This is a genomic window from Alishewanella tabrizica (assembly GCF_014652375.1).
GTDB lineage: Bacteria > Pseudomonadota > Gammaproteobacteria > Enterobacterales > Alteromonadaceae > Alishewanella > Alishewanella tabrizica.
On record NZ_BMYR01000010.1, the window covers coordinates 37,741 to 53,787 of the forward strand.

The following is a 16,047-nucleotide window of genomic DNA, read 5'->3' on the forward strand; positions in this document are numbered from 1 at the left end:
AAAATCCTACAAGCACTTATAAAATCGTGTAGTTAACAAAAATTTTATAAGCACCTCTAAAAAATCATAGGTTAAGTTACCCCGATGACAGTTTGATGAATTCGCGCTGCGAAATAGACTATTAGCGCAGCGCAACGCAATCTAGTGTTAATTAAGCGCTAGACACCTCAGACTCTGCAGCAGAGTCCGTTATATCGGAAGACGAAATAGCCAGCGTAATACTTTGATTATCAGCATCAATACTCTGGATACAAACGATGAGCGTTTGTCCCAGTTCATAAAGGATATTGTCTGCTTGATAACAACGGCCTTCTTCCCAATTGGCGGTAACAGGCTGCGCTTCTGAACTGATTAAACTCATTGGGATAAACCCAACCGCGCCGTTTTCCATTATTTTTACTCGGATCCCGGCACGATTAATGTCAATAATCTCACCCGTAAAAGAATGCACAGTACCCACAAATTTTGCTAAGAACTGGCCATATAACCAATCGGCAATGTCGCGTTCAGCTTTGCGTTGCGTTTTCCGTTGTTCAGCCAAGTGTTGTGTTAAGGCGTCATTGAGGGGCTCAGGGCTTTGCTGTGCGAGCACCGCTTTAATTAAACGTTGGTTTACTAAATCACCATATTTACGGATCGGTGAGGTCCAGGTGGCATATTGTGGTAAACCCATGCCAAAGTGGGCTTCTGGCGTAACACTCATTGCCGCATAGGATTGAAACCGTCTAATCCGATTTTCGAGATAGGCTGTGGGCTGTTGTTGTAACCAACGACGCAACTGACAATAGCCCGTTAATGTAGAGAGTTGTTCAGGCTCAATCGGGCAAGCTGCTTTGTTTAGGAGCTCTTTTAGCGCGTTTAGCTTAGTCGTATCAAAACCGCTGTGAGTGTTAAATAAGCCACACCCTAAATGCGTTGCTAAAAACTGACCGCAAGCAATGTTCGCCGCAATCATGGCTTCTTCAACCATTTGATTGGCAATACGGCGATGTTCTGCATGTATGGCGACAACGTTGCCGTTGTCCAATTCAAAGCGATAATCTGGTTTATCTTGAAACACCACAGCATGCTGTTGCCGCCATGCTTGTCGAGCTTTTGCCATTGCCGCAAGCTGTGTCAATTGCGCACTCATTATCGCGCTGTCTGGCTGCCAAGCTGTTTTCTGTTCAAGATAATCAGAAATGAGCTGATAACTAAAGCGCGCTTTAGAGCTGATCCAAGCCAGTTGAAAGATCACATCCTGTTGTAAGCTTCCGTCAAGGCCAATGGTAAATTGCGCGCATAGTGCAGGGCGCTGCTGTTCAGGGTGTAATGAGCATAATTCATCTGCAAGTTGGCGCGGTAGCATAGGAATATTACGACCAGGCAAGTAGGTGGTAAATGCACGGGTTTTGGCAAGCTGGTCTAACGGCGAATCTGCAGGAATATATGCGTCAGGATCGGCTACAGCAACGGTGAGTTGCCAGCCTGTTTCGGTTTGGCTAATGCTAATCGCATCGTCCATATCCTGTGTACTATCGCTATCAATGGTAAAAAAAGGCAATGCCGTTAAATCGTGACGAGGGTGCGTATCGTCGAGCGTCCAGTTTTCATTTGCCTCTGGCGCAGTTTTTGGCAGTTTGTGCCGTGCTAATACCACCCACCATGGCGCTTCAGGATCATCGGCTTTGGCTATAAGTGCAGTAACAGTAACTAAAAATTGTGTATCACGTAAGGCATGTTGGTTTAACGAGGCTAAAACCCAATCACCCTCTTCTAATACAATGTTGGTTAATGTGTCTGCGAGTTCTGCTTTAAATGCTTCACGCATCTGCGGATGATCAGGCACCACCTGCAGTTTATTTTTCTGCCGTTTTACCCGTCCGACGAATTGTGTTAATGCCGCTTCAATTAGCTGTTGTGGCTCGGCCTGAGGTTTTCCTTCTACCGTGGTGATCAGAGCCGATATTTTATCGCCATGGACCAACTTTTTCATGTGAGGAGGGGCAATAAACACGCTCTCTTTATCGCTGATTTCCAAAAAGCCGAAGCTTTTAGCGGTGGCGCGTACTACACCTTCTTTGGTTGGCAAGGATTCACGAAGCTGCTGTTTTAACTGTGCTAACAGAGGATTGTTTTGAAGCATATTTAAAAACCTGAGAAATTATCGGCGACACTATACGGGGTTAGCGGACGTTAGCCAAGTAAAGTCAAAATCGCTTATAAAAATTAAAAAACTGTAAATAGCCCAAGTCTGTCTTGCTAACACGGGGCTAAGACAGGTAACATCCTTTTTATATTATAGTTTTTGCTTTTGGCATAAGTACGTCTGCCCTTAAGTGTTGACTTGTAAAAGCCAAATGTGTGGCGAAATAAAGCTAAAATAGTAAGGTATAAGTTTGTCTGTAACTTGGAAATTACACGATAGTATTAGCCGTGCTACCGCCTTGGCTTTTTATCTACTGATTGCGGGTTTTTTTAGTATTGTTGCTCTGCTGGGGTTAGTAGAGCAGTTGTTTATTGAAAACCTGATGCTCCCTTTGTTGTCACTGGTACTGGTTAAATCCTGTCTGGTGGTTAGCTTGGGATTTACCGCGGTCGTTTTTCAATGGCGAAAACTGACTTGGCTTGCGGCAGTGTTATTGCTTGGTATTACGGTTGAAGCCGTTTTACTTGAGGATGATTTACAGCAGCAGGCGTTTAGTGGCATTCCCTTACCCATTTTGTCGGGTTTATTATTGCTCTCCGCCGCCGTTTTGCTGGTGCCAGTGCAGGTTAAATTCAGCAATTGGCTCTGGCGGTTATTGGCATTTTGTACCGTCAGTTACGGTTGTTACTTACAATTGAGCTTATGGCTACCTAACGTATCAGGCCAAATACAAACCCCTTTTAGCTCGTCTTTAATTCCCGTTATGTTTATTGCCGGCGGTATCGCGTTAGCGCTACGCCAACATTTTGCATTAACTTGTGCTGGGTGGCCTAGTCGCAGCACCCTAATTGCGATTCTGATGTTTCAAGCAGGGTATTGCGTATGGTTTACGCTAACGGTTTATGATGTAAAGTATGAAACGCGTCTGGCGGAGCAAAAAGTTCAGCGAATTACCAGTCAGGTACAACAACAGCTGCGTTTTTCCCAAAGTTTATTTGAGCGTGCTCAAGCGCGCTGGCAATTGGTGAATGCAGCGCAGCGCAACGACTTTATGCTTGCTGACTTAGAGGCCTTATCTCGCTCTTATGAATTGATTTATGGTGCAATTGTGTATGATCAGCAAGCCAATCCCTTGCATAAGGTGGGCGAAGCTGACTATTTTCAGCAACAAGGCTTATTAAGCAATGCGGCTATTTTAGCTTGGATAAAAGAACCCAATCCACGTTTTACGCTAGCTAGCAATAGTGCTTCCATGAACACCCAACATCCTATGTTAATGCTGCGACTAAGCATCGCGGTAAATGATGACGATAATCGTGTTGTTGTGGTGCTGATCAATTTAAAAAATACCTTAATCATCGATACGGCTGAACCTGGTGCACAGCTAAAAATTTATTTAGAAGTACTGCCTGATGTATTGTTATCTGCCGATGAACAATCCTTTCACCAAGCCAGTTTGCAAGCGTTACAAAAGCGCTATCAGTATTATTTTAAGATAACACCATCTGATACCGACTGGAATGGCAGTGCTTTTTATGTTTTTGTAAGTGATATGAGCGACTTACAAGCCAGATCGCGCTTGCATCAAATCGTGCTTTGGGTCGCCTTGGTATTTTGTTGCACCTTTGTACTTGCTGCCGATCGCACTCGCCAATTGAATCGGGAAAAAGGCAAGTTATCGCGCTTAGCAAAATTTGATGACATTACTGGGTTATTTCGTCGTGATGCTTTTTACCAGGCAATTGAAAGCGCTCCCCTTGAGCAATATGTGTTACCTCAGGCCATGATTTTTATTGATTTAGATGGATTTAAACCGATAAACGACAGTTTTGGTCATGAAGTGGGTGATAGATTATTGGCCGAAATTGCTTTGCGGATCCGAGCTCTAGTGGGCGAGCAAACCCTGTTGGCACGTTTTAGCGGCGATGAGTTTTTGGTGTACATTCCTGATTGTGATGCCGCTGCAGCTGAAGCGCTGGCCAAAAAAGTGTTATTCCAGTTAGCTCAGCCTAGCTCTGCGACGGGGTTTAATGTTTATCTAACGGCCAGTATCGGTATTGTCATCAATACCGAAGAGGGTAAAAGTTCGCAATTACTGACTCAGTTGGCGGATGTGGCAATGAGTTATGCCAAACAGGCGGGTGGCGATACTTACCGGTTTTATCAGCAATCTATGGCTGAAAATTATCGGCATATCATGGCCATGCGTAATAGATTGCAGGCCGCGTTAGATGCCAAACAACTCGAGGTTTTCTATCAACCGGTGATAGATTTTATCACGGGTAAGGTGGTGGCCGTTGAAAGTTTGGTGCGCTGGCAAGATCAGGGGCGTTATATTTCGCCAGCAGAGTTTATCCCTATTGCGGAGCAAACTGGACAGATCATTCAATTAGGCGAGCAAGTGACAGAGATTGTATTGCGTGATTTACGTGATGAGCCGCAATTAGCCAGTTTAAGCGCCGCAATTAACGTGTCATCGCAACAATTGCGCCGTTATGATTATGTCCAATTCTTAGATAATGCGTTAAGCCATTTTGCTATTGCACCTGAACGTATTTGTGTTGAATTAACCGAAAGTGCGTTATTAGAAGGGCAAAGTAATGCCTTTTTATTGCCAGAGCGGATCAAACAATTAGGCTGTTTGTTAGCGTTAGATGATTTTGGTACTGGGTTTTCGAGTTTATCGTATTTGTACCGCTTACCGGCCGATACGATAAAGCTGGATCGCTCTTTTACGCAAGACTTATTAAGTGATGCGAAACAGCGTAAGATTGTGGAAATGATCGTCAATACCTGTAAGCAAATTGGCAAAATTGTGGTGATAGAAGGCGTAGAAACGCCAGATATGGCAAGACTTTGTAAAGAGCTCGGTTGCGATCGCGTGCAAGGTTATTATTATGCGCGGCCTATGGCCTTAGCTGATTTATTGATTTACCTCGAAGAACAACAAATTTGAAAGCACGTTCAAGTATGCCAAGTAGAGTTAGGTCAAGTAAAGCCAGATCAAGTAAAGCCAGATCAAGTAAAGCTAGATCAAGTACAGCTAGGTCAAGTATGCGCAGATAACTTTAGGCAAAATTCTTAACGATGCCTTTTCTTTTTAATCGTTATGTGGTTTTATAAATAGGTAATGTTTATTACAACTAACTTTAAGTAGTTACATCTTGTCGGAGTGCCTTAGGGATTATTCCCCTAAAGCTGAGACCGCATTGCGGGATCCGTTGAACCTGATCAGGCTAATACCTGCGAAGGGAACAAGTAGTGGTTAAGTGATACCTTAGTGTAGGCCTATGGCACTTTATCCCGCTGCCCAATAATGCAATTTATCATGTTATTTTTGTGAGTAATGTGAGTAATGTTAGTTATATGGCATTTCAGGGAACTGCAGCGGTAAGTCAACCTGCAGCTTTTACACTGGGTAAAACACTCGGTCAGCCTTAGTTTACCAGTGTGATCATTTAATCCTATCCAACACTCCTGACAAGCATTTTCCCTTAACCTTTTGGTGAGATTGCTATGTCAACTTCAGATTTACTTGCTCCAGAAACTTCAACCTCAACACAATCTTCAGCACAACAGTTTTCTGCACAACAATTTTCTGCAGAGACTCCAGCAGACGCTGCTGTGTCGAATCGCCGTTTACAACGCCAAGCCGCCCGCGATTTTATTGCTGAACTGCAGGGCGAGGCTTATCCCAATTCACGTCGTCTTTACTTGCAAGGAACGCGAGCGGATATTCAGGTGGCTATGCGGCAAATTTTGCTCTCTGATACCGTGCTGGGCGGCACGCCGGAAGCCCCGATCACTGAGCCGAATGAAGCGGTGCCAGTATATGATACCTCTGGGCCTTATGGCGATCCGCAAGCCCGTATCAGTGTAGAAGATGGCTTAGCACCGGTCCGTTTACCGTGGATTTTAGCGCGGCAGGATACCGAGCAGTTGTCCGGATTAAGCTCACGTTTTAGCCAGCAGCAACAGCTGGAAGCGCCGGTACCGCATCGCTTAAACCGCCAACCGCTCAAAGCACAGGCCGGCAAAATTGTGACGCAATTGCACTATGCCCGTGCTGGCATCATTACCCCTGAGATGGAATATATTGCTATTCGCGAGAATATGGGGCGCGATCAGGTAAAAAGCGCCTTGTTAAAGCAACAACATCCGGGACAGCCTTATGCTGCCGCCTTACCCGAGCAGATTACCCCCGAGTTTGTGCGTGCCGAAGTCGCGGCTGGCCGGGCCATTATTCCGGCCAATATTAACCATCCTGAAGCCGAGCCGATGATTATCGGCCGCAATTTTTTGGTTAAAGTAAATGCCAATATCGGTAACTCGGCCGTCACCTCCAGCATTGAAGAAGAAGTGGAAAAGCTGGTGTGGGCTACCCGTTGGGGCGCTGATACGGTGATGGATCTGTCGACGGGGCGTGATATTCATCAAACTCGCAGCTGGATTATCCGCAATAGCCCCGTGCCGATTGGCACAGTACCGATTTATCAAGCGCTAGAAAAAGTCAAAGGTGTGGCCGAAGATCTGACCTGGCCGATTTTTCGCGATACCTTGTTAGAGCAAGCCGAGCAAGGCGTTGATTATTTTACGATTCATGCCGGGGTGTTACTGGCGTATGTGCCGATGACCGCAAAACGCTTAACGGGTATTGTTTCGCGTGGCGGCTCGATCATGGCGAAGTGGTGTTTGACGCATCAGCGTGAAAATTTCTTATACGAGCATTTTCGGGAAATTTGCGAAATTTGTGCCGCCTACGATGTGTCGCTGTCGTTAGGCGATGGCCTGCGTCCAGGCTCGATTTACGACGCCAACGATGAAGCACAGTTCTCCGAGCTGGCGACCTTGGGGGAGCTGACCAAAATTGCTTGGGAGTACGATGTACAGGTAATGATTGAAGGCCCAGGCCATGTGCCGATGCATTTGATTAAACAAAATATGGACGAGCAGCTAAAACACTGCCATGAAGCGCCATTTTATACTTTAGGGCCACTGACGACCGATATTGCACCTGGCTATGATCATTTCACCTCGGGCATTGGCGCGGCCTTTATCGGTTGGTTTGGCTGTGCCATGCTCTGCTACGTTACACCGAAGGAGCACTTGGGCCTGCCCAATAAAGAAGATGTTAAACAGGGGCTGATTGCTTACAAAATTGCTGCCCACGCTGCTGATCTGGCCAAAGGGCATCCAGGCGCGCAAATTCGCGATAATGCGATGTCGAAGGCGCGCTTTGAGTTTCGTTGGGAAGATCAGTTCAATCTGGCATTAGATCCAGCCACGGCGCGCAAATATCACGATGAAACCTTGCCGCAGGCGTCCAACAAGAGCGCGCATTTTTGCTCTATGTGTGGCCCTAAGTTCTGCTCAATGAAAATTACTCAGGATGTACGTGATTATGCAGCCACACTCTGAGTCATCTCGCTTGACCGCATCAGCAGCAGCAACGATTCAGGGAACTGAGTTAGCGTCACTGCATGCTGCCCACAAGCCCATTGTGTGGTCAATTGCTGGCTCGGACTCCGGCGGGGGCGCCGGTATTCAGGCGGATATATTAACCATGCGCGCTTTTGGCGTACATGCTTGCACCTTGATCACCGCCATCACCGCCCAGAGTTCGGTGGAAGTGGCGCGGGTTGAGTTGGTATCAGCAGCGATGCTGGCAGCGCAGTGGCAGACCTTGCTAGCTGATTTACCGCCAGTGGCCATTAAAGTAGGCTTAGTGGCGAGTCAGGAGCAACAGCAGCAATTGGCCGAGTTGTTCGCAACCTTACCCAAAACGCTACCGATCATTATTGATCCGGTACTTATTGCCAGCTGTGGTGACAGTTTGCTGTTGAAAGGACAGCAAGCCAGCACTCGCTTGCCTGAGCTGTACCGCTATGCGCATTTGCTTACGCCTAATTTACCCGAGTTAGCCGCTTTAACCGGCTTGCCGGTGGCATCGCCAGCGCAAATCATCGCGGCCGCCCAAACGCTTTTAACACAGGGCGTCGCTGCGGTCTTGGTAAAAGGCGGTCATGCCAGTGGGTGCCAACACTTAGCACTGGATTATCTGGTCTCGGCGACGGTGCAAGCTTGGCTGGCCAGTCCGCGCATAGCGACACCACATAACCATGGTACAGGGTGCAGTTTAGCTAGCGCTATTGCCAGTGCGCTGGCGCTGGGCTATCCCCTAGCAGATGCCATTGTGCTCGCCAAAGCCTATTTACATCGCAGTTTGCAAGCGGCTTATGCTACCGGTAAAGGCCCTGGCACCTTAGAACATCTGTCTTTGCCCGTCGCCAGCGATTATTTTCCCGTGTGGCTAACGACGACACAGGTACAGCAGCTCTATCAAGGCGCTAGCTTAACGGATTTGCAACCGACTGCCGCAGCCTTTGCGCCGTTGACTTACCCTGACATGGGGCTTTATCCAGTCGTTGATTCAGTCGCTTGGTTATCCCGCTTATTACCGCTGGGTATTAAAACCATCCAGCTACGGATTAAAGCTGCTGCAGATCCAGCACACCTGGTTGCTGAGATCACAGCTGCCATAGCGCTAGGTAAGCAGTATCAAGCACAAGTGTTTATTAACGATCATTGGCAATTGGCCTTGCAGCTGGGTGCCTATGGCGTGCATTTGGGGCAGGAAGATTTAGCCACTGCCGATCTGCATGCGTTACAGCAAGCGGGGATCCGGCTGGGCATCTCTACCCATGGCTATGCCGAGCTATTGCGGGCCAAAGCCTTGCAGCCATCTTATATTGCGCTTGGCCATATATTTCCGACTAAAACCAAGCAAATGCCCTCAAAGCCGCAAGGTTTAGCGCGGTTAGCGCAGTATGTGCAGTTAGCGGCACCTTTTCCAACGGTAGCAATTGGCGGTATTAATGCGGAGCGGTTGTCGGCCGTGGCCGCTACCGGTGTCAACAGCATTGCCGTGGTGACGGCGATTACCGAAGCGGCCGAACCCGAGCAAGCCACGCGAGAACTGATGGCGCGCCTAGCGCAAGCTAAAGAAATAACGCAAGCGAAAGAAATAGCGCAAATGTCACAGCTTACTGAGGAGCAGCCAGTGATATCAGCACCAGCGCTGCTAGCAACGAACTGTTTGGAACAGGTAAACGTTCAGGTGGATGCAGTATGTCAGAACTAATACCTGCTCAGCAGCTGCGCTATAGCGCACAGCTGCTGCTGCCGGAAATGGATGAGCGGCAGCAGCAGCGCTTATTTGCTAGTAAGGTGTTGATCATCGGTTTAGGCGGCTTAGGCAGCGTGGTCGCGTCCTATTTAGCCGGGGCGGGTGTTGGGCAGTTACTGCTGGCGGACGATGACAGGGTCAGTTTAAGCAATCTACCCAGACAATTATTGTATAGCAGCGCCGAGGTGGGGCTGCATAAAGTTGACTGTGCCAAAGCGCGCTTAACGGCCCAAAATCCGGAGATTGCTATTAGTACCTTGCCCAAGCGTTTAACGCTCGCGGAGCTGCAGGTGCTGCTGCCTGAGGTGGATCTGGTGCTGGACTGCACCGATAACGCCAGTAGCCGTTTAGCCATTAATCAGGCCTGTTACACGCAGCAGGTGCCGCTGATCAGCGGCGCAGCGACAGGCTGGCAAGGCCAATTATTGGCGCTTAAACCTTGGCTAGGACAGGGCTGTTATCAGTGTTTATACCCTGATTGGCAAGATAGCCCTAGCTGTTTACAAAGTGGCATCTTGGGGCCTTTAGTTGGCATGGTGGCCTGCCAGCAAGCGCTGCTGGCGCTGCAGTATCTATTGAATATCGGTGTGATTCCGTTTGGCCATTTACGCTACTTTGATGGATTGCAGGGGACGAGTGGTCAGTTACAGCTACAACAAGATCCCGATTGCCCAGTTTGTGCGCTTAACGAATGAGATAAAAAGATGCAAATCCAATTTAATCAACAGCCTTATACGCTGAGTAGCCCGACGACGCTGGCGGTATTTTTAGCCAGTCAACAACAGCTAAGAGCCGGGATCGCCGTGGCCATTAATCAACAGGTGATCCCACGCAGTCATTGGGACAGTCAGTCGCTGCAAGAGGGCGATAATATTATGTTATTTACGGCTATTGCAGGAGGTTAGTGATGTCTTATCAGATAGCAGGGCACACTTTTCAATCACGTTTACTGACCGGCACGGGTAAATTTCAACGTGCCAGTGTGATGCAACAAAGTTTACTGGCCAGTGGTACCGAGCTGGTAACCATGGCGCTTAGGCGAGTGGATTTGATCTCAAGGCAAGATGAGATTTTACCGGTGCTAAACGCGCTTGGCGTAAAATTGCTCCCTAATACCTCGGGGGCACGTACCGCCGAAGAAGCGGTATTTGTGGCAGAGTTGGCGCGTGAAGCACTGCAAACGCACTGGCTGAAATTAGAAATTCATCCCGATCCACGCTATTTATTGCCTGATCCGATAGAAACGCTTAAGGCCGCAGCGCTGTTGGTGGCCAAAGGCTTTGTGGTGTTGCCCTATTGCGGCGCTGATCCGGTACTGTGTAAACGGCTAGAGGAAGTAGGCTGTGCAGCAGTCATGCCGCTGGGGGCGCCTATTGGCTCGAATCAGGGCCTGCAAACCCGCGATTTTTTGCGCATTATTATTGAGCAAAGCCGCGTACCGGTGATTGTGGATGCCGGTATTGGCGCGCCCAGTCATGCTAGTGAAGCCTTAGAGTTGGGGGCGACTGCTGTGCTGGTGAATACCGCCATAGCCAGTGCTGCCGATCCTATTGCTATGGCCAAGGCCTTTAAATTGGCGTGCGAAGCCGGTGCCTTAGCGCGGCAAGCCGGTTTAGCCACACGCCAACAACAGGCGGTAGCTAGCAGTCCACTTAGCGCGTTTTTGGAGAGCCTATGACGCATCCCGCTTTTGCTTGTTTGACAGCTTCTTCGGCTATGACTGGAGAGGTGCAGTCTTTACAGTTTGAGCCTGCTGGGTTTAGTGGGTTACTCGCCAAGCAAGATAGCCAGTATTGGCAACAACACATCAGGCAAGCCGATGCGGCTGCAGTAACGCGAGCATTAGCGAAAAGCCGCCGTGATCTGGCTGATTTTGTCGCGTTAATTTCACCAGCGGCCACGCCTTTTTTAGCGCAGATGGCCGCGCAGGCCCAGCAATTAACTCGGCAGCGCTTTGGCCATGCCTTGCAATTTTATATTCCACTGTATTTATCTAATTTATGCGCCAATGACTGCAGCTACTGCGGCTTTTCTATGAGTAATGCGCTAAAACGCCGTACCTTAAGCCTCGCCGAAGTGGAGCAAGAATGTCAGGCATTAAAAGCACAGGGTTTTTCAACGGTATTACTGGTCGCGGGCGAACATGAGAAAAAAGTGGGGCAGGCTTACTTTAAGCAGGTGCTGCCGCTGGTAAAACGTTACTTTAGTTATGTGCTGTTAGAAGTACAGCCGCTGTCGAGTCAAGATTATGCTGAGCTTCGGCAATATGGTTTAGATGGTGTACTGGTGTATCAGGAAACCTATGATCGGGTGTGTTATGCGCAGCATCATAGCCGAGGGAAAAAAATGGACTTTGATTGGCGGCTGGCCACCCCTGAGCGGCTAGGTCAGGCAGGTGTGGATAAAATAGGTCTTGGCGCCTTACTGGGATTAGGCGACTGGCGGCTAGACTCCATTTATTTGGCATTACATTTGCGCTATTTACAGCAGCATTATTGGCGTAGCCGTTACAGTATGTCGTTTCCGCGACTGCGACCCTGCGCGGGTGGCTTGGCCGATCAGGTGCTACAGCAACATGAGTCCGATACCTTAATCAGCGATAAACAATTGGTACAACTGATCTGCGCTTGGCGCTTATTTGATGCCGAGCTGGAACTGAGTTTATCCACCCGGGAATCGGCGCACTTTCGTGATCATGTGGTGCCCTTGGCCATCACCAGTATTAGCGCCGGCTCACGCACTGCACCCGGCGCTTATACTGATGCAACGGCCAGTCTGGAGCAGTTTAGTACCGATGATCAGCGCTCTGCAGCAGCCGTGGCTGAGGCGATGCAGCAACGCGGTTTACAGCCGGTGTGGAAAGATTGGGAATTGGGCCTGTGTCGAGATTAGGCGCTGTGAATAAACATGTCGTGTAGCAGGGCATAAGTGCATCGTGTTAAAACGGCGTAACTACGTTACGCCGTTATACTGTTATTCTTCAAAATCATCATTAGATTGAGGGGGAAGCACCGTTTTACTTGAGTCTTGAACTAATTGTTCCAGCATCTTAATTTCAATGGGATCCAATAAACGCCATTTACCCGGCTTTAACTCGGCTAAGCGGATATGCATAATGCGTGTGCGTTTTAGTTTCATTACCTCATAACCACAGTATTCAGCCATACGCCGGATTTGTCTGTTTAATCCCTGCGTTAAAATGATCTTGAAGGTATTACGGGAGACTTGGGTAACCTGACAGGGCAATGTAACCGTGTTGAGAATGGGCACGCCTTGGCTCATTTTTCGAATAAAGGTATCGGTAATGGGTTTGTTTACGGTAACCACATACTCTTTTTCGTGCGCATTGCCCGCACGCAGCACTTTATTAACGATATCCCCATCATTGGTTAAAAAGATTAAGCCTTCTGAGGGTTTATCTAGGCGACCAATCGGGAAAATTCGCTCGGGGTATTTGACGGCATCAATAATATTGCCATGAATATGCCGCTCAGTGGTGCACGTGATCCCAACGGGCTTGTGGTAAGCTAAGTACACCCGGGTAGGTTTGCTTCGCAGCGCTTGTCCTTTTACTAACACCGTATCTTGCGCACCGACTTTTACCCCCATTGCCGCAGGCTGCCCGTTTACGGTAACCTCACCGGCTGCAATTAGCGCGTCGGCTTCGCGCCGTGAACAAAACCCCGTATCACTGATAAATTTATTTAAACGGGTTAACATGGGTTCAGTCATAATGGCCTTGGTAAATTCACTTACGAAATAAAGGGCGATAGTTTAAGGCGCGCGTGGCACAAGGGCAAGGTTTGTTCACCATTGCATAAAATGCTTGCGCCTTTTTATTAAACGTAATTGTGTTAATTGCAATCTTATAAAGTGTGAACAGAAAGAGTATTAACATTGCTGCCTTGGTCTCATTAAGATCAGTTAAATTAGTTTAAGTAGAAAAGAGGATGCAACATGAGCGCAACAGGTTCGCCAACTTATCCGATCCAAACTACCTTACCACATGCCAGCCGTTTAGTGATGGGGTGCATGGGATTAGGCGGTGGCTGGGATGAACACCCTATTTCCGCTGCAGATGAAAAGCTGGCGTTTTCAGTAATTGAAACTGCGTTAGAGAATGGTATTACCTTTTTTGATCACGCCGATATTTATACGTTTGGTAAAGCCGAGACCGTGTTTGGCCGTTACTTAAAGCATTTTCCTGAGCAGCGACAAGGGCTAATTTTGCAATCAAAATGTGCGATAAAGCTGCCTAAGCCGGGGCAAACGGGACAATATGATTGCTCGAAAGCCGCTATTATTGCCTCGGTAGAGGCCTCGCTAGCCCGCTTAGCAACCGACTATTTGGATATCTTATTGTTGCATCGGCCCGATCCGTTAATGCACATAGACGAGGTTGCAGCGGCATTTGAACTACTAGCGCAGCAAGGTAAGGTGCGTCATTTCGGCGTGTCGAATATGGGCTGGGCACAATTGCAGTTATTGCAAAGTGCCTTGGTACAGCCTTTAAAAGTGAATCAACTTGAGATGAGTTTATCGGCGCATCATTGGTTAGATGAAGGCGTAATGATTGGCATGCCCGCTGGGGCTAATAAACACTTTGGTTATGGCACGGTGGAATACTGCCAATTGCATAAGGTACAAATCCAGAGTTGGGGCAGTTTAGCTCAGGGGCGTTATAGCCCAGGCTATGCGGGGCAAACTGCAACTGAGCAGGCAGTAAGTCAATTACTACAGCAGTTAGCCGCCGAGTATCAATGCAGTAGCGAAGCGATCTTACTGGCGTGGTTAATGCGCCACCCAGCGGGGATCCAACCGGTGATCGGTTCAACTAATGTGACGCGGATTAAAGCCTGCACCCAAGCGCCTAACATCTTACTTAATCGTGAACATTGGTATCAGCTTTATGTTGCCGCGCGTGGCGTGGCGTTACCCTAATAAAAAGGGCTCAATTTTTGAGCCCTTTTTTAGTTTATAATTGTTGTTTTCCAATCTAATTTAACAATTTTGGATTGCGTTACATATTGGGATAATTTGGGCCGCCGCCGCCCTCAGGGGTAACCCAAGTGATGTTTTGGCTCGGATCCTTAATATCGCAGGTTTTACAGTGAATGCAATTTTGCGCATTAATTTGTAAGCGCGGCCCCTTATCTTGCTCTTCAACAATTTCGTATACGCCAGCCGGACAATAGCGCTGAGCGGGCTCAGCAAATTTTGCCAAGTTAACCTGAATAGGGATGCTGTTGTCTTTAAGCTTCAAATGACAAGGTTGCTCTTCTTCATGATTGGTATTCGACAGATAAACCGAGCTTAATCGATCGAAACTAAGAGTGTTGTCTGGTTTAGGATAGCTAATTGGCTGCACACTGCTCGCTGGTTTGAGCATGGCGTAATCGGGCTGCTCATCTTTGAGGGTAAAAGGTAACTTACCACCAAACAGGTTTTGATCCAGGGTGTTATAAGCCCCGCCCCAGAAGGTACCAAATTTGTGAATAGCGGCCCCAAAATTGCGCGAACGGTACAGTTCATCAAACAACCAGCTATTGCTAAAGTGTTCAGCAAACGCGGTGAGATCCTTGCCGCCGGTATCACCAGCAAATAACGCCTGTGCAACGGTTTCTGCCGCCAACATGCCTGATTTCATCGCCGTGTGATTGCCTTTTATTTTGGCAAAATTTAGGGTACCAGCGTTACAGCCTAACAGCATACCACCGTTAAACGTCATTTTCGGTAGACTGTTTAGGCCACCTTTAGCAATGGCGCGTGCGCCATAGGCAACGCGTTTGCCTTGTTTTAAATATTGACGAATGATCGGGTGTTGCTTATAGCGTTGGAATTCTTCAAACGGGTTAAGGTACGGATTGCTGTAGTTAAGATCAACAATAAGCCCTACCACCACTTGCTGACCTTCTGCATGATATAAATAGCCGCCGCCACTGGCATCATCCAATGGCCAGCCAGCAGAATGTACTACCAGCCCAGCATGATGCTGTTCAGCCGGAACGTCCCAAATTTCTTTAAAACCAATGGCATAATGTTGCGGTGATTTATCGGCATCGAGCTTAAAGTGATTAATCAATTGCTTGCCAAGATGGCCACGGCATCCTTCGGCAAACAGGGTATATTTGGCATGAAGCGCCATTCCAGGCGTAAAACTGTCTTTGGGCTGACCTTCACGATCAAGGCCCATATCGCCGATAATAATACCTTTAACAACGTTGTCTTCAATAATAATGTCACTGGCTGCAAAGCCCGGAAAAATATCGACACCTAACCCTTCAGCTTGCTCAGCTAACCAACGGCATAAATTTGCAGCAGAAACAATATAATTACCACTGTTATGCATGGTGTTTGGGACTAACGTTGCCGGTAATTTGCGTGCTTGCTCGGCGTTATTAAATAAGTAGATATCATCATGGGTCACAGGCGTGTGCAGCGGCGCCCCTAATGTTTGCCAATCAGGAAACAGCTCTTGCAATGCGCGGGGTTCAAACACAGCACCTGACAAAATATGCGCGCCAACTTCAGAGCCTTTTTCAACCACACATACGGTTACTGTTTGCTGTGCAGCATTGGCTTGTTGCATCAGTCTGATCGCTGCTGATAATCCAGATGGACCTGCACCGACGATGACTACGTCGTACTCCATGGCTTCTCTTTCCATCTTTACCCTCTCTTAAACTGTGGTATCGGACCCAGTAAATTACGTATTGTATTAGTGTCCAGACTC

The 16,047-nt window shown here is 47.9% G+C and carries 11 protein-coding genes and 1 riboswitch; of the genes, 8 read left to right on the top strand and 3 right to left on the bottom strand.

Annotated features, from left to right (window positions below; all coding sequences use genetic code 11):
• Positions 1 to 151: 151 nt before the first annotated feature.
• Positions 152 to 2,125, bottom strand: coding sequence for an exoribonuclease II (locus IE070_RS12305; protein WP_189483491.1), 1,974 nt, complete (start codon positions 2,123 to 2,125; stop codon positions 152 to 154).
• A gap of 253 nt (positions 2,126 to 2,378) precedes the next feature.
• Between IE070_RS12305 and IE070_RS12310 the strand changes: the two genes are divergently transcribed.
• The 7 genes from IE070_RS12310 (at position 2,379) to thiH (ending at position 12,206) form a co-directional block, all read left to right on the top strand.
• Positions 2,379 to 5,084, top strand: coding sequence for a putative bifunctional diguanylate cyclase/phosphodiesterase (locus tag IE070_RS12310; RefSeq protein ID WP_189483492.1), 2,706 nt, complete (start codon positions 2,379 to 2,381; stop codon positions 5,082 to 5,084).
• A gap of 202 nt (positions 5,085 to 5,286) precedes the next feature.
• Positions 5,287 to 5,399: riboswitch (TPP riboswitch) on the top strand.
• A gap of 353 nt (positions 5,400 to 5,752) precedes the next feature.
• Positions 5,753 to 7,546, top strand: coding sequence for a phosphomethylpyrimidine synthase ThiC (gene thiC / locus IE070_RS12315; protein WP_229797063.1), 1,794 nt, complete (start codon positions 5,753 to 5,755; stop codon positions 7,544 to 7,546).
• The gene (gene thiE / locus IE070_RS12320) at positions 7,530 to 9,269 is read left to right on the top strand and encodes a thiamine phosphate synthase (protein ID WP_189483494.1); all 1,740 of its coding nucleotides are present in this window, start codon (positions 7,530 to 7,532) and stop codon (positions 9,267 to 9,269) included. The genes thiC and thiE overlap by 17 nt, the downstream gene beginning before the upstream one ends.
• On the top strand, positions 9,257 to 10,009 hold the full coding sequence (locus tag IE070_RS12325; RefSeq protein WP_189483495.1) for a HesA/MoeB/ThiF family protein: 753 nt from the start codon (positions 9,257 to 9,259) through the stop codon (positions 10,007 to 10,009). Before thiE ends, IE070_RS12325 begins: the two co-directional genes overlap by 13 nt.
• A 9-nt stretch (positions 10,010 to 10,018) precedes the next feature.
• Positions 10,019 to 10,219, top strand: a complete 201-nt coding sequence (thiS, locus tag IE070_RS12330; protein ID WP_189483496.1) for a sulfur carrier protein ThiS — start codon at positions 10,019 to 10,021, stop codon at positions 10,217 to 10,219.
• A 2-nt stretch (positions 10,220 to 10,221) separates the two neighbouring features.
• A complete protein-coding gene (locus IE070_RS12335; RefSeq protein ID WP_189483497.1) occupies positions 10,222 to 10,992 on the top strand; it encodes a thiazole synthase in 771 nt (256 codons plus the stop codon).
• The gene (thiH, locus tag IE070_RS12340; protein WP_229797058.1) at positions 10,989 to 12,206 is read left to right on the top strand and encodes a 2-iminoacetate synthase ThiH; all 1,218 of its coding nucleotides are present in this window, start codon (positions 10,989 to 10,991) and stop codon (positions 12,204 to 12,206) included. Before IE070_RS12335 ends, thiH begins: the two co-directional genes overlap by 4 nt.
• Positions 12,207 to 12,287: 81 nt before the next feature.
• Here the strand turns inward: thiH and IE070_RS12345 are convergent, their stop codons facing one another.
• Entirely contained in the window at positions 12,288 to 13,046 is a 759-nt protein-coding gene (locus tag IE070_RS12345; RefSeq protein WP_189483498.1) for a pseudouridine synthase, read from the bottom strand.
• A 225-nt stretch (positions 13,047 to 13,271) separates the two neighbouring features.
• Between IE070_RS12345 and IE070_RS12350 the strand changes: the two genes are divergently transcribed.
• Entirely contained in the window at positions 13,272 to 14,255 is a 984-nt protein-coding gene (locus IE070_RS12350; protein ID WP_189483499.1) for an aldo/keto reductase, read from the top strand.
• A gap of 79 nt (positions 14,256 to 14,334) precedes the next feature.
• Here the strand turns inward: IE070_RS12350 and IE070_RS12355 are convergent, their stop codons facing one another.
• A complete protein-coding gene (locus tag IE070_RS12355) occupies positions 14,335 to 15,981 on the bottom strand; it encodes an electron transfer flavoprotein-ubiquinone oxidoreductase (RefSeq protein WP_189483500.1) in 1,647 nt (548 codons plus the stop codon).
• Positions 15,982 to 16,047 lie beyond the last annotated feature (66 nt).

Bases quoted from the DNA above. Each gene is read 5' to 3' on its own strand.
- IE070_RS12305 (WP_189483491.1), bottom strand. From the start codon at position 2,125: ATGCTTCAAAACAATCCTCTGTTAGCACAGTTAAAACAGCAGCTTCGT.
- thiE (WP_189483494.1), top strand. From the start codon at position 7,530: ATGCAGCCACACTCTGAGTCATCTCGCTTGACCGCATCAGCAGCAGCA.
- IE070_RS12325 (WP_189483495.1), top strand. From the start codon at position 9,257: ATGTCAGAACTAATACCTGCTCAGCAGCTGCGCTATAGCGCACAGCTG.
- thiS (WP_189483496.1), top strand. From the start codon at position 10,019: ATGCAAATCCAATTTAATCAACAGCCTTATACGCTGAGTAGCCCGACG.
- IE070_RS12335 (WP_189483497.1), top strand. From the start codon at position 10,222: ATGTCTTATCAGATAGCAGGGCACACTTTTCAATCACGTTTACTGACC.
- thiH (WP_229797058.1), top strand. From the start codon at position 10,989: ATGACGCATCCCGCTTTTGCTTGTTTGACAGCTTCTTCGGCTATGACT.
- IE070_RS12345 (WP_189483498.1), bottom strand. From the start codon at position 13,046: ATGACTGAACCCATGTTAACCCGTTTAAATAAATTTATCAGTGATACG.
- IE070_RS12350 (WP_189483499.1), top strand. From the start codon at position 13,272: ATGAGCGCAACAGGTTCGCCAACTTATCCGATCCAAACTACCTTACCA.
- IE070_RS12355 (WP_189483500.1), bottom strand. From the start codon at position 15,981: ATGGAAAGAGAAGCCATGGAGTACGACGTAGTCATCGTCGGTGCAGGT.